The 19,404-nt window shown below is 39.0% G+C and carries 15 protein-coding genes and 1 pseudogene; 6 read left to right on the top strand and 10 right to left on the bottom strand.

The window, feature by feature from the left end; genetic code table 11:
* Positions 1-22: 22 nt before the first annotated feature.
* From AC3ANL_RS02775 to AC3ANL_RS02765, 3 genes are read right to left on the bottom strand one after another with little or no spacing between them, the layout of a single operon-like run.
* Complete coding sequence (locus AC3ANL_RS02775) at positions 23-805, bottom strand: SDR family NAD(P)-dependent oxidoreductase (protein WP_488327761.1); 783 nt, start codon at positions 803-805, stop codon at positions 23-25.
* 11 nt (positions 806-816) lie between these two features.
* Positions 817-2,307, bottom strand: coding sequence for an FGGY-family carbohydrate kinase (locus AC3ANL_RS02770; protein WP_488327760.1), 1,491 nt, complete (start codon positions 2,305-2,307; stop codon positions 817-819).
* A 28-nt stretch (positions 2,308-2,335) separates the two neighbouring features.
* The gene (locus tag AC3ANL_RS02765; protein ID WP_488327759.1) at positions 2,336-3,061 is read right to left on the bottom strand and encodes a DeoR/GlpR family DNA-binding transcription regulator; all 726 of its coding nucleotides are present in this window, start codon (positions 3,059-3,061) and stop codon (positions 2,336-2,338) included.
* Positions 3,062-3,576: 515 nt separating this feature from the next.
* On the opposite strand from AC3ANL_RS02765, the gene AC3ANL_RS02760 reads away from it, so the two are divergent.
* The 4 genes and pseudogenes from AC3ANL_RS02760 (at position 3,577) to AC3ANL_RS02745 (ending at position 9,472) form a co-directional block, all read left to right on the top strand.
* Positions 3,577-5,184 carry a glucose PTS transporter subunit IIA gene (locus AC3ANL_RS02760; RefSeq protein WP_488327758.1) on the top strand — a complete coding sequence of 536 codons (1,608 nt, stop codon included), beginning with the start codon at positions 3,577-3,579 and terminating at the stop codon, positions 5,182-5,184.
* Between the two features lie 318 nt (positions 5,185-5,502).
* Complete coding sequence (locus AC3ANL_RS02755; protein WP_488327757.1) at positions 5,503-6,363, top strand: hypothetical protein; 861 nt, start codon at positions 5,503-5,505, stop codon at positions 6,361-6,363.
* 465 nt (positions 6,364-6,828) lie between these two features.
* On the top strand, positions 6,829-7,743 hold the full coding sequence (locus tag AC3ANL_RS02750; RefSeq protein ID WP_488327756.1) for a nuclease-related domain-containing protein: 915 nt from the start codon (positions 6,829-6,831) through the stop codon (positions 7,741-7,743).
* Between the two features lie 174 nt (positions 7,744-7,917).
* A pseudogene (locus AC3ANL_RS02745) lies at positions 7,918-9,472 on the top strand (IS3 family transposase).
* A 662-nt stretch (positions 9,473-10,134) separates the two neighbouring features.
* Here AC3ANL_RS02745 and AC3ANL_RS02740 read toward each other — a convergent pair.
* Positions 10,135-12,126 carry a galactosyltransferase-related protein gene (locus AC3ANL_RS02740; RefSeq protein WP_488327755.1) on the bottom strand — a complete coding sequence of 664 codons (1,992 nt, stop codon included), beginning with the start codon at positions 12,124-12,126 and terminating at the stop codon, positions 10,135-10,137.
* Positions 12,127-12,388: 262 nt separating this feature from the next.
* Between AC3ANL_RS02740 and AC3ANL_RS02735 the strand changes: the two genes are divergently transcribed.
* Positions 12,389-12,874: an AAA family ATPase gene (locus AC3ANL_RS02735; RefSeq protein ID WP_488327754.1), complete on the top strand. Its 486-nt coding sequence runs from the start codon at positions 12,389-12,391 to the stop codon at positions 12,872-12,874.
* Between the two features lie 23 nt (positions 12,875-12,897).
* Positions 12,898-13,773 (top strand): ROK family protein, encoded by an 876-nt coding sequence (locus AC3ANL_RS02730; RefSeq protein WP_488327753.1) that lies wholly within the window; start codon positions 12,898-12,900, stop codon positions 13,771-13,773.
* Between the two features lie 130 nt (positions 13,774-13,903).
* Here AC3ANL_RS02730 and AC3ANL_RS02725 read toward each other — a convergent pair whose 3' ends face one another.
* From AC3ANL_RS02725 to AC3ANL_RS02700, 6 genes are all read right to left on the bottom strand, one after another.
* On the bottom strand, positions 13,904-15,109 hold the full coding sequence (locus tag AC3ANL_RS02725; protein WP_488327752.1) for a COG4705 family protein: 1,206 nt from the start codon (positions 15,107-15,109) through the stop codon (positions 13,904-13,906).
* A 540-nt stretch (positions 15,110-15,649) separates the two neighbouring features.
* Complete coding sequence (locus AC3ANL_RS02720) at positions 15,650-16,324, bottom strand: amino acid ABC transporter permease (protein ID WP_488327751.1); 675 nt, start codon at positions 16,322-16,324, stop codon at positions 15,650-15,652.
* Positions 16,325-16,368: 44 nt separating this feature from the next.
* Positions 16,369-17,154, bottom strand: coding sequence for an ABC transporter substrate-binding protein (locus AC3ANL_RS02715; protein ID WP_488327750.1), 786 nt, complete (start codon positions 17,152-17,154; stop codon positions 16,369-16,371).
* 18 nt (positions 17,155-17,172) lie between these two features.
* Positions 17,173-17,895, bottom strand: a complete 723-nt coding sequence (locus AC3ANL_RS02710; RefSeq protein WP_488327749.1) for an amino acid ABC transporter ATP-binding protein — start codon at positions 17,893-17,895, stop codon at positions 17,173-17,175.
* Positions 17,896-18,206: 311 nt separating this feature from the next.
* Positions 18,207-18,899 (bottom strand): LrgB family protein, encoded by a 693-nt coding sequence (locus tag AC3ANL_RS02705; RefSeq protein ID WP_488327748.1) that lies wholly within the window; start codon positions 18,897-18,899, stop codon positions 18,207-18,209.
* Complete coding sequence (locus AC3ANL_RS02700; RefSeq protein ID WP_488327747.1) at positions 18,872-19,273, bottom strand: CidA/LrgA family protein; 402 nt, start codon at positions 19,271-19,273, stop codon at positions 18,872-18,874. Before AC3ANL_RS02700 ends, AC3ANL_RS02705 begins: the two co-directional genes overlap by 28 nt.
* Positions 19,274-19,404: the final 131 nt, after the last annotated feature.

The raw sequence follows: 19,404 nt of genomic DNA, 5'->3' as shown, positions 1-19,404 counted from the left end.
TTTGTTTATTTTTAATAGATTATTAGTCCATGAAAGCGCCACCATTTACTGCAATAGCTTCGCCAGTTACAAAATTCGAATCGGGACCAGCTAAAAAAGAAATAACTTTAGCCACATCTTGAGGTGTTTCCAAACGGTGGAGCGGCGTTACTTTAATCATTTCCTGTTTTACTTCTTCTGCTGATTTTCCTTTGAGGCTTCCTTCCCACTCAAGTTCCCTTTGCTGCATTGGTGTTGAAACAAAACCAGGACAAACTGAATTGACGGTAATTTTGTACTTCCCTAATTCATGTGCCATTGCTTGCGTTAGACCGACAACGGCAAATTTGGATGCTACATAATGGCTTAGAAATGGAACATTACCTTGTTTTCCAGCCATTGATGCCGTATTGATGATCTTCCCTCCCTCATTTTGTAAAATAAACCTCTTGGCGGCTACTTGCCCGCATAGAAAAACTCCCTTAGCATTTACATTCATGTTGAAATCCCAATCATTTTCACTCAAATCAACAAAATGATTCATCGAAGAAACACCAGCATTCGAGACCCATACCTTTAAATCCCCAAATTCTCCGATAAGGGTTTCTAGTGCACTTGAAATAGATGCCTGATCTGTAACGTTTAAATAAGCACCTTTTGCCTCTCCACCACTATCCTTAATTTCTGAAACTACTCTATCCACTGACTCCAAATTCACATCGGTAACGCCTACCATAAAACCATCTAGTGCTAAACGTTTTGCAATTTCTTGACCAATTCCGCTTCCTGCTCCAGTAACTACTGCCAATCCCCTTAAAGTTAACATTCCTTTTCCCCCTATTGAAAATCTGATAAGATATGTTGTTCATTTATTAGCTTTGGATATATAGAACGATAGACATTGTATAATACCTTATACCTCTTCGTGTTTTCTGGATTAGGCTCTATTTTTTCCTCAATTTTGATGAATCGATCAATGTCTGACCATGATTTAAATTCGCCCACTCCCATTCCGGCAATAAATGCTGCTCCTAAAGAAGAACCAGGATGTTCAATAATGGATTCCAGTGTTAATCCCGTTATATCTGCGATAATTTGTCTCCAAAGTCGTGATTTTGAACCGCCATTGGTGATTCTAACCCTGTTAAATGTGAATCCAAGTTCTTGAAATACCTCGATATGGTGGTTAAAACCGAACCCAATTCCTTCTAATATGGAGCGGTATAGATGTGACCTAGTGTGGCCTAAGTGAAGACCAATGAACATCCCTCTTGCTTTCGTATCATTAATAGGTGTCTTTTCCCCAAGAAAATAGGGAAGTGTGATTAATCCATTAGAGCCTATTTCAGTTGCTTCCGCTTCTTTATCAAGAGTTTCAAGCGGCGTACCATTGGCTGCTACATTCTGAAACCACCGAATTAAACTCCCGCTTGAGGCCATACATCCATTTGGAAGGTAGTGTCCAGGCACTAAATGGTAGTCTAAAAACAATCTGGAATCTGACACTGGCGTGGCAGAAGATAATAAAATATCACCAGCACCGCCTAATTTTATTAAAAGGTCACCATTCTCAATTACTCCTGCAGAAAAAGCACTTGCTACATGGTCTGCTGCTCCGGCAACTACAGGTGTACCATCCTTTAGACATGTTCCATGATTGCCTTGAACAGTTCCAACAACTTGATGAGAATTGTAAACTTGACCAAGCCAGTCTTTATTGATACCTGCTTTTTCTAGTATGTAATCATCCCATTGTTGAGTTTGATAGTTATATAGTCCGCTTTCTAAAGCCCAATTAGCTTCTAGCGATTCATTTTGATTTCCCATTAATCGTCGAGTAATATAATCATAGGAGCCACAAATGGAGGTTGTTTGTTCTAATACTTGCGGTTCGTATTTTTTTAACCACATTATCTTAGGTGCAATCGACTGTTGCGTTATTTCGGAGCCTGTCTTTTGAAGTATGTTATATCCTGAGGTCATGTTTGATAATTCTTCAATTTCATTTGATGCTCTTGCATCATTCTGTTGAATGGAATACCTTATTGGTTCTCCATTTTGATTTAAGCATATTAAAGTAGGTACCATTCCACTTACACCTACAGCCAGTATTTGATCCGCACTTACGTGGGATTCAGTTAAAAGAATGGGCAATAATTCTTTTACATTATCCCACCATTGCTGCGGATCTTCTTCGGACCATCCAGGTTTTAAAGAGTAAAGGTTAACCGGTTTGGAAACGCTATTTACAATGGTGCCTCGACTTTGGATAAGGACTAACTTAGTAGCCGTTGTGCCAATGTCAATGCCTATAATATATTTGTCCATGTATAACCCCACTTTTTAAAAAATCTATTTAGGCTAAAACAACCGTTAAATCTTTTTTCCTTAATCGATTAATTTTCTCCATAGTTGACGGTTTATTAGTAACTAAGGTATCAATTTCGTTTATAGAGGCTATTTTTACAAATGCCTTTTTGTCAATTTTACTTTCATCTGCTACAACAATCGTTCGTTGAGATGCTTGAATAGCTTTTCTTTTAACTTTGACGTCATCTATATCAAAATCTGTAAAACCACATTCTGCATCAATTCCTCCTACACCCATAATAAAAGTGTCGGGAAAGAAGTTTTCAAATATGTTTTCAACTAAAGTTCCCACTAGAGATCTCTCTCCATTTCGAACAACTCCTCCCAATACAATTAAATTTATATTAGGACGATCCGATAACAGCCACGCTACTCTAAGACTCGAAGTTAATATGGTAAGATTATTCCTTTCCTTTAATTCTTCAGCCACCGCTAAGGCTGTTGTTCCTGTATCAATGACCACTGTCTCACCATCTCGAATCATGCTAGCCGCCTTTTTACTTATAAGACTTTTAGCTTCAAACTCCTTTTCGCACCTCATTTCAAACGGCATTTCGTATGATCCATGATTGATTTTAATTGCTCCGCCCCTAATTCTTTTAATCACTCCTTTTTGGGCGAGGATATCCAAATCTCTTCTTAAGGTCATCTCTGAAACATTAAAGTGAGTACTAAGGTCGGGTATTAACACTTTTTCTGTTTGATTTAACATTTCTAATATCTCTTTTTGTCTATTTCTCACATATTTCATGTTAAAACAATAACCTTTTTTTGTTAATTCTGTCAACAGAAAATTAACAATTTTCAAATTTTTATATAAGAACGAGATAAAACAATATAATACTCATCCTCATATCAAAAGGCGATCACGAAAGCCACTTGGAAATCAGGCATTTTCGCCATGAACCTCATAATGCGGATTTATGGACTTATTTCCTACATGGGGGTTTCAAGTTATCCACAATCGGCATTTGAGTGAAGTGTAAAACGAGAAAACATCATTACAACTTTTTATTTTTTAAAAAAACGATATTATAAAAGGAAGAATTCCTCGAAGTCTCTGCCGAGTTATTCTTCCTTTTTTGTCTTAAAATCAGTATACTAGTATACATGCCATTTGTATGTGAATGATTTTTATTAGCAAAGTAATACTAAATAGAACAATAAGACAAAGTTTGCTAAAAGTCCCACTTATTAAATCTTTAACAAAAAAGGGAGTAAACAAATATGGAAGCGACAAATACTTCAAGAAACTCTGATGTTTCTACAGAAAAAAAAGAAACAATCATGAATAAAATTTTAGGAGCTGTCAGTGGTAGTTTCGCTCCTATTTTAGGGGTACTTGCTGGATCTGGATTAATTTCAGCCTTATTATCTATACTAACGACATTAGGATGGTTATCTCATGAAAGCGGAACTTATGCCATTCTTTCTGCAGCGGGCCATGCTATTTTTTACTTCTTCCCAGTATTCCTCGGGATTACATTGGCCATAAAACTCGGAGCCAATGGCTATGTTGGCGGGGCCATCGGTGCCGCGCTTTTGGAACCGCATTATACAGATTTAGTTGCAGCAAAAGCGCAAAACATCGATTTCTTAGGGATCCCGGTTATAATAGCGAACTATTCTTCAACCGTTTTTCCTATTTTAATTGCTGTTTCCATTTATGCTGTACTAGATAAGTTTTTGAAAAAAGTAATTTATAAAGACATACAAATGTTCATCAATCCACTTATTTCTTTAGTAGTGATTGTTCCTTTAACCATCCTTATTTTCGGTCCTTTTGGTACCTATGTTGGCGAGGCCATCGGACTAGTTATTGAGTTTTTAAGTTCGAAAAGTGGACTTATAACGGGGGCAGTGCTTGGCGCTGGATGGACCTTCTTAACGATATTAGGCCTTCATTGGGCAGTTATTCCATTAGCGATTGCCAATCTTGCCCATGGCGGTGACCCGATTATCCCTATGGCAGCAGCCGCACCTTTTGCTCAAATCGGGATGGCGCTTGGTGTCTTATTGAGAACGAAGGATAAGGACTTAAAAACGGTCACTGGATCGGGAATTATCCCAGGTGCCTTGGCAGGTACGACAGAACTGATTACTTATGGTGTGCTTGTACGTTATAAACGAACGATGGTTATTGTCGCAATAGCAGGAGCAATTGGCGGAGCAATTAATGGAGCATTTGCCGTAAAAATGAAGGCATTTGCCCTCCCTAGTTTCTTGTCCATTCCTGTTTTTACACCAATGGGATTATATATAATTGGTGTTCTAGTTGCTCTAGTTTTAGCAATGGTTCTTACACTTGTTTTTGGATATGAAGGAAAACACAAAGTAGTGCCTGCACAAACGGTGAAGGAATTTGGATTAGGTCCTGTGAGTAAGGAAACCATTTTAAGCCCATTAAGTGGGGAAATTGTTCCATTAAATCAAATTGCCGATCCTCTTTTTTCAACGGAAACGGTAGGAAAAGGAATAGCCATTGAACCAACAAAGGGTGAAGTGGTTTCACCAGTAGACGGAATGGTAACAACCTTATTTCCAACCCAGCATGCCATTGGAGTGACATCAGAAGGCGGGGCTGAAATCTTAATTTCGGTTGGGGTTAATACCATTAATCTGAAAGGTGAATTTTTCACTGCTCATGTAAAACAATGGGATACCGTTAAGAAAGGCGACTTGCTGATTCAATTTGACATTGAAAACATCAAAGCTGCAGGCTATGATCTAAAAACGCCGGTCGTTATCACCAATACCGATCAATATTTAGATGTCGTCCCAACCAAAGTTGGAAAAGTCCAGGCCAATGAAGAACTAATCAAGCTTATTGTATAGAAAAGCGCATGCACCCTGGTCAGCGGCGTATGGCCTGGAGCGCTCCAACTGAGATAAAGGAAACACGAAGAGCGTTAGCGATTTGATGTAGACTTATCGTAGGGCGGAGAGCGAAGGACACTAGCCGCTAGGGCGCTGGAGCTGGACAATTCTAGAAGTCAAAACTTATAAATTCTTATAAATAAATGAGAACATGAGGGAAGAGGATAGCATACTTGCTATCCTCTTTTTCACCAAATCGTCACAAACTCCCCCATTCCACCATGTCCTTTCCGCCCTTAAATCCATATATAACGGGTGAAAGGGTGGTGCAAAAGAATGAATTTAAAATCGGGTCGGATTGAAGGGTTTGAAGAGTATTCCCAGTTTACTAGTCTTAAGGAGTTTAATATGCATTTTGAGTGGTGGATGCTGGAGACAAAGGATCAGTTTTCGAAGAGTGAATTGGTCGGATTAAAACATTTGGTACGCTTTGCGGCAAAAATCCCTGGTATCGCCAATGCCAAAATTGGGACCGTGTTAAAAGCTATTCATGAAAACTATAATGGGAACGGCATTTCGCGTTCTACGTTTAAACGCATGATTTTCAAAGCCCAAGAATTAGGAATTCTGTCTGTCTATGAAACGGAGCGCAAAAATGGTTCCCAGTCGAGCAACCTTTATGTCTTTCTTCGCTTCCCATCAGTTGAACCACCCACAGAGGAAAAAGTGAACCACCTAAATGAAACCATTAATCCTTTAAAAACCAATGACCAAAAGATAAAAGAACGTAAAGAAACGCCTGATCAACCGGAATTGGATTACACGTTTACAAGCAATCAAGTACCGCAGCCATTTGTTCAATTGGTCAAATGTTTTTTTGATGGAGCGAAAACGATTGAAGAATATTGGCGAATGGTCCCGATTGCAGCCTATCGAAATAACTGCGAGGATAAACCGGAAAGAATGCTGGATGTCGCCATTGATGCCTTCAAACAGCTCATTCACAAGCTAAAAATCTCTCGAAAGGTAAAAAATCCGTTTGCCTATTTTTATGGAATTCTAGACAAAAAATTTAATAGGCTCTTTCACGAGGACTTAGAGGAACTGCTTGATGAAGATGATGACGAAGAAACGCTAGTGTTTCAGGGAATGACGAGTCCAGGCGTTTGCGTTTATTATTATTGGCTTAATGTCTAGGCTAAAAAGAAAAACAGTGCATAGGGCCGATTGGCTACCCGCGGGACTTTTTTTTCTTCTGCTCAGTCGTCAATAGCGTCGATTGACTACCCTGCGGACTCTTTTTCCTCCTGCTCAGTCGTCAATTGCGCCGATTGACTACTCATGGGACTCTTTTTTCTCCTCCTCGGTCGTCAATAGCGCCGATTGACTACCCGTGGGACTCTTTTTTCTCCTCCTCGGTCGTCAATCGCTCCGATTGGCTACCCGGGGTGCTTTTTTTCCTCCTGCTCGGTCGTCAATCGCTCCGATTGGCTACACGGGGTGTGAGGTATATTAATCAAAATTTTCTAGGCGAGCCGACAAATTTATGAAACACGAAAAATAAAGCATCTACTTAAAGTTAACAAAGTATTCAAATATTTTTCAGACTTTTTTTGCTAATATTAATTTGGATTCATTTAATAATAGGAAAGGAAGTTTGATATGCATCCTTATAAACCGCGTATGAAATCAAAAGAACTAAGGACCTTGAGCTCATTAAACTCACGAATGGAGTTATCTTCAAAAGACAAGCAGCATTATGCTTATCTTGAAAAAGGATATCAGGGGGAGGTGCTCTTTGACCAGTTAACGTCAAAGCTGCAAAATAATTTATACATATTAAATGATGTATGCCTCGAACATAATAAATCATTTTTTCAAATTGATACCTTGGTCATTGCTCAGAATACGATCTACCCATATGAAGTGAAAAACTATGAAGGTGATTATAGGTTTGAATCAGGAAATTTCTATCCTAAACTATCAAAGGAAGAAATAAAAAACCCCTTGGATCAATTAAAACGCAGCAAGACCCTTCTCCGCCAATTACTTAAAAATCTCGGCTTTCATATACCGATTGAAGGTTACGTTTCCTTTGTAAACCCCTATTTTACCTTATATCAAGCCCCATTAAACGAGCCAATTGTTCACCCCTCCCAGCTTAATAACCTGATGATAAAACTAAACGAAATCCCTTCAAAACTAACTAATCACCACAAAAAACTTGCAGATCAGTTAATTTCGCTGCATCAAGTTGACTCTCCCTATACCCGTTATCCTCCCTATGCGTATAATCAATTACTTAAGGGAATAATTTGTACATCGTGTAACGCGTTAATATCTTCTCCTGAGAAAAAGCATCAGATAGTCTGTGAAACATGTGGACACGAGGAAACGGTCGATTCCGCTGTTTTACGGAGTGTGGAGGAGATAATGCTACTTTTTCCCGATATCAAAGTCACTACTAATATAGTATATGAATGGTGTAGAGTAGTTGAGTCTAAAAAGAAAATTAGTCGAATCCTTAAACAAAACTATACTTTGATAGGATATGGCCAATGGACCTATTATGAATAAAAAAGGGGTAACATTCATTCCTCAAGCGCCACGTGTTGTCCCTGAAAAAAAACAGACAAACCCCATTAACAATAGATTGGTAAAAGAGGCAAATGACGTGTGCAAATGATATGCTCCCGATAAAGTAGACAGATGAAATAATAAAAATCTGTTTACTTTATTGGGGGTTTTTTTATGGCAAAAAGTGCTTATTCTGCACAAGAAAAATTAGAATTAATTATCGCTCATCAAAACAGAAAAACATCAATTAAAATTTTCTGTGAACAAAACAAAATAACTGAAGATACGTTAAATAAATGAATTTATTTACATCAGACATATGGAATGGACGGACTTCAGGGATCTAAAGGATGGAAACGGTATACAAAAGATGTTAAAACAGCTGCAGTCCTTGATTATCTTTCGGGGAGCTATTCTATGAATGAGATAGTACGTAAGTATGAAATATCTAGTCGTTCACTTTTGAAACAATGGATAAGGAATTATAATGATCATAGAGAATTAAAAGAGATGAATAGCTCTATGATTAAAGGCCGGTCCACCACACTAGAAGAACGTTTGGAAATCGTTATGTACTGCATTCAGAACGGGGAAAATTATCGTCAGGCATCTGAACACTTCAATGTTTCCTATCAACAGGTATATCAATGGGTTAAGAAGTTTGAGAAAGAAGGAGAAGACGGTCTGCAGGACAAGCGAGGCAAGCGTAAAGCAGAGCCGGAGTTAACTTCTGAAGAGAAGATCCAGCGCGAAATGAAGCGGTTGGAGCGGGAAAATGATCGCCTTCGGGTCGATAACGCATTCTTAAAAAAGTTGGAGGAACTCGAAAGGAGGCGTTTAAAGAGACATCCATAAGTCAAATTCGATTAACCGATAAATATGTAGCCATTCAGGAACTCCATGAGAGAGAGAAATTCTCCATTGTGCTATTATGCGAGATAGCTAGAATTCAACGTTCCTCCTATTATAAGTGGCTTAATCGTACTCCCTCAGAGAACGAGAAGTTGAATCAGGAAATTTTGGAGGAGATAAAACAGCTAGATAGGAAGGTGAACGGTATATATGGATATCGCCGCATGACGATGAACCTGAACCGTACCTTATCAAAGAAAATTAATCCTAAACGTGTGTATCGATTGATGAGAATCGCTGGAATCCAAGCGGTTATTCGACGTAAGCGGAAAAAATATAAGCCAAGTACGCCAAAACATGTAGCCGAGAACATATTGAACAGAGAATTTAAAGCAGAGAAACCAAATGAAAAATGGTTAACAGATGTGACAGAAATGAAGTATGGAGCTCACAGAAGGCTTATTTGAGTGCGATTTTAGATTTGTACGATGGGTCTGTAAGCTATGTATTAGGCACTTCCAATAATAATGCATTAGTGTTTAAAACCCTTAATTTGGCGTTGGATACTAACCCAGAAGCCACCCCCCTCCTCCATAGTGATCGGGGATTTCAATACACATCCCCTGCTTTTAAAAGGAAAATTAAGAAAGCAGAGATAGTTCAAAGTATGTCGAGAGTTGGAAGATGCATCGATAATGGACCAATGGAAGCTTTTTGGGGGACATTAAAATGTGAAAAGTATTATCTAAACAAGTACAGCACCTTTGAAGAGTTGAAGAAAGATATTGAGGAGTACATACAATTTTATAATAATGAACGATTACAAAAAAGATTAAACGGCCTTAGCCCCTTAGAATACAGGGCTAACGCCGCTTAGTGTCGTTTTTTTATTTCCGCTGTCTACTTGACCGGGGGCACTTCAAAATGCATACGTCATTTCTTATGCCATTAATTGGAGGCAAAAGTTATTTTAGCCGATGAAACGGATACAATACAATAGATAACATGTTGACTGATCCCAATAACTACCTGCTCAGTCGTTAATACTGTCGATTGACTACCCTGAGCGCTCTTTTTCCTTCTGTTCGGTCATCAATACCGTCCATTGACTACCCAGCGCGCTCTTTTTCCCTCTGCTCGGTCGTCAATACCGTCCATTGACTACCCAGCGCGCTCTTTTTCCCTCTGCTCGGTCGTCAATACCGTCCATTGACTACCCTGTGCTCTCTTTTTCCTTCTGCTCGGTCGTCAATAGCATTGAATGGCTACCATTGTCACGCTTCCAATACCTGTGCTCACGTCGTCATTAACAACTATTCACTCTCCATTCAAAATACGGCTACGACAGCCACTGCAATGTTAGTGAGAGTAAACGTAATTTACTGTAACACTCCATGTTTAACTAGACACTCGCGACTGACCGTCCCTCTTCCCAGCAACACTTCAAGGCGTTGAACAAAACCATAACAGCAAAGCCATAGAGACGGTTCACATGGTTTCCTTTCGGTTTTATTCCACCAGAACCGCCCACGGTCCCTCCTACTTAGGATAAACTTTATTCCATTTATCTTTATCCTGCTGCAAATAAGCATATTGATCGCCTGATTTAAATACGATGGTATATCCGCCGTCCTGATTTTTATACCCCATGATAGGATCTACATTTTCAAGGAAAATAACATATTGATTAGACCAAGGATGACCCTTTGTTTTGTTGTCTCTCTTCCAGACTCCAACGCCACCGGTCGTTAATTTACAAATGACCACAAATTGACCGGAATTAGTTTCAAAGAATACTGGATCTCCTGTAACACCTTCAGCAAACGTCTTACTTTTATACCACTTGCCATTAGAATGCTTCCAATAGTGAGTTAACGAAGAACCCGATCGAACAATAAGCTCGGAGTTACCAAAATTACTCTTAATCGGCAGCGAAACAGAATAATTGCTTGGGTTATCCTGATACCATGGATATCCTTTCGCTTTATATTTTTTTGTATAAATTTCACTAGTAATATGAAGGATTAGATTTCTTGCAGGATCAGCCTTGTCCCGAATCACGGGGTGACATAGACCACAAATTTGGCTATTATTTAAGCTTGCAATCATTTCATCCAATGTGAAGTAGGGACGATAACGAATCATCTCTTTATCAATAGAATTTGGATAGCTTTTTAAGTTAAATCCAAGTTCCTTTGCCATGTTCACAAACACTACCTCATCTGTACCGAAGGAAATGGTTTCTAATAAAGCTTTTTTTAATTTTTTCTTTCTTTCAGGTTCAAGTAAGGATTTAATAATAGGTCTCGAAATGACCTGACCAACATTAAAAATTCCATAAAAAGGATCAACGTTAAATAATTCTTTCCATCTGTTTATGTCCTTCTTCAGTTCCGTTCCAATATACCAATCTTCTTCTGGAACCCGAAGCAATACCGCCATATAATCAGCATGTTCCATTTCCGTTTGAATGAATTCTTCATACCCTTTTTTGATAAACAACGCATCCGAATCAATATTAATAAAATACTGATAGTTAACACCTAATTCCTCTAACCATTCCATTGTTTCCAGAAAATAGATGGTCGTCCACCCACGATTTAATTTTCGGCTGGAAGGACAGACAGGAACACCTAAACCATCACACAGCGTAGGGTCATCTCCCCCGTTATATAAGACAATGGCACTGTTAGGGCAATAGTATTGGACATTATTAATGAGTTGTTTAACCAGCTCTCTGTTTTCATGCACAAGGATTGAAAAGCAAATTTTGCTTTGTGGTGATTTCATTACCTCATGTTCATAGCTGTTTAAAGGATTTTTTTCATTATGTCGATCCTTTTTTCGTTCTTGAATAAGCTTGATCATTTCTTGCTTGTTTCCACTTGCACTTACATAACGATTGAGAAGTCCACCATTGGCCATTCCATTTGGATTTGTCGCATAGCTTGAACTAGGATGCCACAAATGGTATATTTCACCTTTTATATTTGCGATTTTACCACAAACGGTTCGGACGGAATGGGAAAAAGCATCATCCTCGCCTCCCCATCCAATAAACCGTTCATCAAAACCACCGACTGCTTGAAAGTTATCCCTCGTAATCACAAAGAGTTTACCAGCGAATCCTTCATACAACCATCCGGCTCTAGTACATTCATCGGATCTTAAATCAATTGGCCATTGTGGCTTTGTATTAAGGAGTCTATTTGTACCTGGCTGATTCACATCATATACATCTGAAAAAGGAACGACCCATGCTTCTTTTTTTAATAATTTAATAGCTTCAACAATTATATTAGGGTCATAGACAACATCGGCATCCGCTATGACGAAAACATCTCTTGTGGCTCTTTTAGCTGCTTGGTTAACTGCTTTGGCTTTATTAATTTCCTGGCTATCCATGATTCCTAAACATAATTCCGCCTCAGGCATGTTCAGTTTATAATACTTTTTCACCCATTCAAATGCCTGAGCTCGTGGACCATGGTCCGTTTGAAAGGGGATAATGATTGAAACATTTTCTAGCACAACTACACTCTCCTTTTTAGCCAGAGATTAATGGCTTTTACTCATGATTTTTATAAATCCAGTCAAACCTAACAGTTTTCTTATTATTATGTGTCTTGGCATGAAACATTGAAACGGCTCGTATCATGATTCACGGATTATTTTGGTAATAGTTGCTGTATGAAATCAACACATATTTTTTTCAATAAAAATTTGGAGTTCACTGTAAATTTGTCCCTTTCCAATAAACGCAAACTCGCATTTCATATAGGAGGATTCCTTGATGCTTGGTGTCAGGCAGCGGGCAGGTGAGTATTTGATCGGGAGAGATGTAAGCATGAAACTGGGGATTATGTGCGGGATGCCATTAAGCGGAAAATCCACATACGCTAAAATTCTTCAAAACCAAGGGTGGGTACGTGTATCACTTGATGATCTCAGGCTGGCCTTGCATGGCCAAATCTATAAGGCAGAGGCGGAACCACTCGTATGGCAAAGCGCCGAGCTCATGGTCCGTTCCTTACTAAAAAGCGGGCATAACGTGATTGTGGATACCACAAACAGAACGAGAGAACGGCGAAAAAGATGGATCCGTGTTTCTAAGGAATTCGGACTTACGTTGGAAATATTCCACGTTGATACTGATTTTGAAATTTGTAAAGAACGGAACAGAGTCTTGAAGCGATTGTCTGAAACTGTTTTAAAACAAATTGATGAGGAATTTCAAAAACCCACTTTTGACGAGGGGAACATTATTAAGGTTCATTAACAAACTATGTAGGAGGGGATCACTTGAAAAAATACATTGCCTTTGATGTCGGTGGGACAAAAGTAAAGCATGGACTATTACTAGAGGACGGAACGATTCTTTCAAAAAATAGTTACCATACGCAATGCACAAATTTAGACCTGTTTTTAAAAGATATGGTAGACACCATTAAGATGTACACACAAGGTAATTATGTGAGCGGTGTTGCGATTAGCCTGCCTGGCTTTATTAATCCCCACACAGGCTATTCAGAACGAGCAGGCGCTGTAACAGCACTAAATGAACAAAATCTTAAAAGGTTATTAGAAACAAGAATCCCGCTGCCAATTGAAATCGAAAACGATGGAAACTGTGCGGCTTTAGCAGAAAAAATAAGTGGAAACGCAAAAAAGTGTACCGATTTTATTTGTGTGATAATTGGAACCGGAATTGGCGGGGGGATCTTTATCAACGGGAAACTAGTACGGGGGCATAGTTTTAGATGCGGCGAATTTGGTTTTATGATTACCCAAGCCGGCGGACTGAATAACAATGCTTCCACGGCAAGTTTAATCAGTGCCTATAAAAAACTAAAAGATATGAGTAAACATGAGGAAATGAATGGAGAGACCATTTTTTTAGAATCTCATACCCATAAGCCGGTGAACCAACTGGTTGATGACTGGAGTAAAAATATTAGTTATGGAATCTATAACCTAGCGGCAACATTAAACCCCCAAAAAATCTTAATCGGTGGTGGAGTAATCGCCCAACATGATTTGCTATATAAAATTAATCATCATCTTGACCAACTACATGGATGGAAAGAGATTAAGATTCCCGTTGAAAGATGCAAGCATCAAAATGATGCAGGGATGCTTGGTGCTTTGTATCATTTTTTACAAAAGCAAGGCAGATAAATTGTTCATGCACGTTTCCTAGTCATAAATAAATGGACAAGACATTGTTCCACTTGAAGAATTAATGCAGGTTATCGTTTAATAGGTGTTCTATTTAAAAAGGAACCGCGATTGGCGGTTCCTGAGATTATTATTTATTTGCTGCGGTTATGGTACTAAGTGAATGATTAAGTGCTGTTTTACACTTGTTTACATCAGGATTCGATGAACGAACCGCTGCTAGCACAGAGTCGATTGTTCCATCAATTTTTGTCCATGTAGTGCTATCAATTTTTCGAAGCTTAGGTTCTTGTGTATCCCACTGATGTTCCAAATTATCAGCACCATTTTTTGCTGATGCAAAGTCATTTTTATTTACAGCATTTAGTAGATCATTTTCAATTTTAATAAAATCGTTTAATTGACCTGTTAATGTAGCTTGCTCTGCAGCACCTTGTGATGCAATATAATTACTGCGCAAGTTATAACCACCTATACCAACCACTAAGAAAATGACGAGTACAACAATCGTTTGTGTTAGCACATGTTTCTTATTGGCATTACTTTGTTTTGTTTCTGCTATATCAGATTTAGCATTTGTATCAATTTTTGAAACGGCAAGGAACACGATGATCGCTAAAATAGCGATAAGAAAAATCACACTTGTAACGGTTGTCCCGAGTCCTAATCCGCCATTTACTTTTGGTTGAGATAGGTAATCTCCAAGGGAAGCTCCAAGGGGACGAGTTAAAATATACGCAATCCAGAAAGCTAATACTCCGTCAAGTTTCAAAAATTTATAAGCTAAGAACACAAGAGCAATAATAATAACAACGCCTAGGCCTGTGTTAAGATATCCAAAACCAAGTTGTTCGGAATATAAATCGCCGACCGCTGTTCCAAGTGCAAAAGTGAAAAGGATCGTAAGCCAGTAGAAAACTTCTCTTTTTCTAGTGAAAATCGAGTGGATCGATAGTGTTTTTTCACTAAGATACCAAAATAGAAAAGTCAGTCCTAGTAACACCGAGAAAACAACTGTACTAACCTCAAGTGGTACGCCCATATTATCTGTCAAATTATCCGTTACCAATGTTCCAAATACGCTTATAAGAACAACTGTTACCCAGTAAATGGCTGGAACATAGTTGTTTGCTTTAAATTGAAAAAACAAGGCAATAAAGAACGCAATTCCCATAATAATGGTTGTAACCGTTAAACCAAGTCCCATATTAAAATTGATGAAATCAGCAAATGTTTCACCCACAGTTGTACACAAAACTTTGATGATCCAAAAGAAAATCGTCACTTGTGGCACTTTGTTAAGTAGAATATTCAGTTTATTATGATTTTCTTGCATATTTAATTTCCTTTCTTTAAAGTGGTTTCCCACAACTAAATTTTATTTTTCCCACTAATTAATGATAATATCCACAGGCTTATTTTCATTTGAGATGATGACTGTCTCTACTATATAAGAAATGGGGGAGCTATTTATTAACAACAGATTAAAATTAACTTAAGTGACTATTAAGTATAAGTGGCATTCTCTCGGTCCAGGAGGGTAAAGAAGGGTAAATAATAAAAAGGAACCATCGAAATGGACAGCCAATAAGGAAAACGGAAAAAGCTCTCGTGATCTTTCCGATTAAAGCGAAGTAAGGACAATAGTATCCTCAAAAATAATTTTAGATATAAAAAATCCTCTATGATATCACCCATAGAGGCTTCTTTTGCTTCAAAAATACAACGTTAATCTATAAAAAACGATATTTGCTATCCAATGCTTACGTTTGATTATCAGAACCCTTAACAGGCACCAATCCTGCATTTACCACTGCTAACCATTAAAAAGGTTGTCGAGAACTGTTCCCACCACTTCTTTTCAAAACAAACGAGATTATGCCGTTTTCCTCGAATCAATATCCAAACGTGTTTCCAATTTCCTAAGAAGATACGTAAATAGCATGACGAGGATAAAATAGTAGAAGCCGACCACGATGTACGTTTCCAATTGCCGGAAATTGGACGCTGCTTCACTTAAGCCGGAGCCCCATAAATCTGCCATACCGACATACGCCACTAGGGATGAATCCTTTAAACCGATAATAAATTGATTGCCTAATGAGGGGATCGAAAATTTAAAGGCTTGCGGTAAAACAATTCTCCTCATGGCAAGCGGATAAGTCATCCCTAGTGAACGAGCTGCCTCCATTTGTCCCCGATCAATCGATTGAATCGAGCCCCGGAAAATCTCAGCGATGTAAGCCCCGCTATGAATGGCTAAAGCCAACGCTCCAGCCCAGAACTGAGACAAGGTAATGATGGAAGCAATGCCGAAGTAAAGAATGGCAATCTGTACAATCAACGGTGTTCCCCGAATTAAGCCAATATAGACCATTGCCACTTTGTTTAACCATCTATTTCTTGATATTCTAAAAAACGCCATGATCAGCCCAATGATGATCCCAATTAATAACGAAGTAATCGTTAATCGTAAGGTAAGCAGGGCTGCATAAATTAATACTTCGTAGGTGTCTAGGAAGATTTGAACGATGATCAACACCCCCTCCATTTAATAGTCAAAAAGGGCCTAGAAAAGGACACGCTACTACTCCCTTACTCTCCTAAAATATTGCGGTTAAACCATTTGTTACTGATCTTCTCATACGTTCCATCCTTAATAATTTCCTCAAGGGCTTTATTTAATTTGTCGAGCAGCTCCTTGTCCTCTTTCCGCACCGCAATGGCTTGATCATCTTTGGAAAGCGGTTCGCCCACATCCTTTATCTTGATGGCGCCTTCTTTAATGATTGGAAACCCGACCATTTGGTCCGTAATCACCGCGTCAAGTCTTCCTGTTGGCAAATCCATCAAGGCGGTTATATCACTGTCATACTCAACCACCTTGTCCTTATCTGTGTTTTGCAGCGCCAATTCCTTGTAACTACTTGCCTTGACTACCCCAATCTTCTTTCCTTTCAAGTCCGCAGCTGATTGAATGTCTTGGTTATTTTCAGCGACAAAAATCTGTGCACCTGATCGATAGTAGGTATTGGTAAAATTCACCGACTTTTTTCGTTCGTCCGTCACGGTCATACTGCCAATAATCGCATCATATTTTTTCGCCTGCAACCCTTGAATAATGGTTTCCCATGGATTTGTCACAGGGACCGCCTTCATTCCCATTTTCTCGGCAAGGGCTTTGCCAATTTCCACATCAAAACCTTCTAACTTACCCTTCTCTTTAAAATTAAACGGTTTATATAATCCGCTCATGGCATACTGAAATTCCTTTTTATCTGCAGACGTTCCGGCGCTTTTTTCTGACGATCCACAGGCCGTTAAAATGAATGAAACCAACGACAGCGAAACAAGCATTCCTATCCACACATTCTTTTTCATGAGTACCTCCTCCACTTTTTAAAGAATATTAGTTAAAAACTGTTGGGTTTTCTCGTTCTGCGGATTCACAAAGAATTCATGAGGTGGTGCTTCTTCTATTATTTTTCCGTCTCCCATAAACACAACCCGATCGGCCACTTCCCTGGCAAAGCCCATTTCATGGGTAACCACAATCATCGTCATTCCCTCATATGCCAACTGTTTCATAACCTGAAGCACTTCTCCGACTAATTCCGGATCAAGTGCGGAGGTAGGCTCATCAAACAGCATAATACGCGGCTCCATGGCAAGGGCACGAGCAATGGCCACTCGCTGCTTTTGACCGCCAGAAAGATTTTTCGGATACGCTAAGGCTTTATCTGTTAACCCTACCTTCTTCAGTAAAATCATAGCCTTTTGTTCAGCCTCTGCCTTGTCCATTTTTTTCACATATAAAGGTGCTTCCATCACATTCCCCAATACATTCTTGTGGGGGAAGAGGTTAAAATGCTGAAAAACCATTCCCACCTCTGCTCGGACTTTATTAAGATTGGTTTGGTTGGGGATGATCTTTTCTCCCATAAGGATGATTTCACCTTGATCGAAAATCTCCAAAAAATTAAGACACCGAAGCAGTGTGCTTTTCCCTGAACCACTAGCACCAATAATCACGACAACTTCTTTCTCAGAAACCGTAAGCTCAATCCCATTTAATACCGTTTGGGACCCAAAAGACTTAACAAGATTCCTTACCTTAATCATGTCACCCTCCTTTTTACTTTTTTATAATAAAGTGCTCCCTGACAACCAAACAGAATGAATGCACCCCTGCAAAATCGTTACGATTCAAAAGAAGCTTGTACACTGTTCATTCTATTAATCGAAACGCTAATATATGCGTGGAATCTTGGAAAAGCAGGGGTGGTTCTAGTAGCGGACAATCGGACGTTTTACGCACAAAAAGGCACAACTAGCAGATAGGAGCTAGTTGTGCCTTCGTGTTTGATCGGTTAAGGATCCCCGTATAAAATTTTTAATTGCCAAAGAAGAGCTTAACACTATGGTCCCGTGCTCTAGAAGTGAAATACCCACACAACGATGGGCCCCAAAAAGGAGCCGATGATGGCACTTAAGGTCATGGTTACGGAACTCATGGAAAAGGCGAGTTCCCCGTATTCGGCAGCTTTTGATGTCCCTAAAGCATGTGAGGCACTTCCAAGAGCGATACCTTTCCCTATTAAACTATGAACTCTAAGGAATTTAAAGACCGTTGGAGCTAACATAGCACCAAATATCCCTGCAATCATGACACCCACTACAGCCATAGAGGCATTTCCTCCCAATCCTCTAGCCACTTCAATCGCAACAGGGATGGTCAGAGATTTAGGGATGATCGAAAGAATAATGGTATGATTGATCCCGAACAGCTTAGCTAGAAGACCAACACTTACCATCCCGGAAATGGCACCGATCAACACTCCCCCTATAATCGTGAAAAAATGCTTCATTAAAAAATGTCGTTGTCTATATAAAGGATAAGCCAGTGCCACTATAGCTGGTCCCAGCAGAGAGTTAATCCACTGCCCGCCTATCATATAGCTTTTATAGGGGATATGGAGCACAACAAGGATAATTACGATTAGAATGGTAGTCGTTAAAACAGGAATCAAGAAGGAATACGAATACCGTTTGTACAATCGTGCCATTGTAAAATAGGCAAGGATGGTTAATAAAATCATCAAGATTGCGAATAAGACTTGTTGCATTCTGCTTCATCCTCTCCTTTTTGTGCTTTCCTTTCAAAAAACTGACTTGCCCTTCCTGCTATTGCAATGGTAATAATGGTGCTTAATAGAACCGCGAGAATGAGCAATACTCCCTGAATGGAAACGAGGGAAGGATAGTTCATGATCCCGACGGTAGCGGGAATAAAAAATAAAGTTAAGATACTTAACAAAAAGCCGGCTCCATGCGCAATCATCTTTACTGGGATGATTTTCAAACACAAACAGATAAAAAGTAATATAAGTCCCACAATACTTCCTGGAATCACTAAGTGAAAAAGATTGTGAAGCAAGGTTCCAATGAAGGAAAAAATAAATAAAATGCAAATTTGCAAAATGACGATTAGGATTTTCATACTTGCAATGCCCCTCTTATCGAGGAAACATCCCTACCTTCTTTCTGATTTATTAATGTAAAAACAAAAAGGCGAGATTCATTGATTCTCACCTTTTCTAGCGTTTCAGTCTTACTCGCTTGTAGTAGACA

This window comes from Neobacillus sp. DHD-1R, from assembly GCF_057747995.1.
The sequence above is the reverse complement of the archived record's forward strand: the minus strand, read 5'-3'. Positions and strand labels throughout refer to the sequence as shown.

Excerpts from the sequence above, each read along its gene's own strand:
- AC3ANL_RS02775 (WP_488327761.1), bottom strand. The coding sequence starts at position 805 with ATGTTAACTTTAAGGGGATTGGCAGTAGTTACTGGAGCAGGAAGCGGA.
- AC3ANL_RS02770 (WP_488327760.1), bottom strand. The coding sequence starts at position 2,307 with ATGGACAAATATATTATAGGCATTGACATTGGCACAACGGCTACTAAG.
- AC3ANL_RS02765 (WP_488327759.1), bottom strand. The coding sequence starts at position 3,061 with ATGTTAAATCAAACAGAAAAAGTGTTAATACCCGACCTTAGTACTCAC.
- AC3ANL_RS02760 (WP_488327758.1), top strand. The coding sequence starts at position 3,577 with ATGGAAGCGACAAATACTTCAAGAAACTCTGATGTTTCTACAGAAAAA.
- AC3ANL_RS02755 (WP_488327757.1), top strand. The coding sequence starts at position 5,503 with ATGAATTTAAAATCGGGTCGGATTGAAGGGTTTGAAGAGTATTCCCAG.
- AC3ANL_RS02750 (WP_488327756.1), top strand. The coding sequence starts at position 6,829 with ATGCATCCTTATAAACCGCGTATGAAATCAAAAGAACTAAGGACCTTG.
- AC3ANL_RS02735 (WP_488327754.1), top strand. The coding sequence starts at position 12,389 with ATGCTTGGTGTCAGGCAGCGGGCAGGTGAGTATTTGATCGGGAGAGAT.
- AC3ANL_RS02725 (WP_488327752.1), bottom strand. The coding sequence starts at position 15,109 with ATGCAAGAAAATCATAATAAACTGAATATTCTACTTAACAAAGTGCCA.
- AC3ANL_RS02720 (WP_488327751.1), bottom strand. The coding sequence starts at position 16,324 with ATGGAGGGGGTGTTGATCATCGTTCAAATCTTCCTAGACACCTACGAA.
- AC3ANL_RS02715 (WP_488327750.1), bottom strand. The coding sequence starts at position 17,154 with ATGAAAAAGAATGTGTGGATAGGAATGCTTGTTTCGCTGTCGTTGGTT.
- AC3ANL_RS02710 (WP_488327749.1), bottom strand. The coding sequence starts at position 17,895 with ATGATTAAGGTAAGGAATCTTGTTAAGTCTTTTGGGTCCCAAACGGTA.
- AC3ANL_RS02705 (WP_488327748.1), bottom strand. The coding sequence starts at position 18,899 with ATGCAACAAGTCTTATTCGCAATCTTGATGATTTTATTAACCATCCTT.
- AC3ANL_RS02700 (WP_488327747.1), bottom strand. The coding sequence starts at position 19,273 with ATGAAAATCCTAATCGTCATTTTGCAAATTTGCATTTTATTTATTTTT.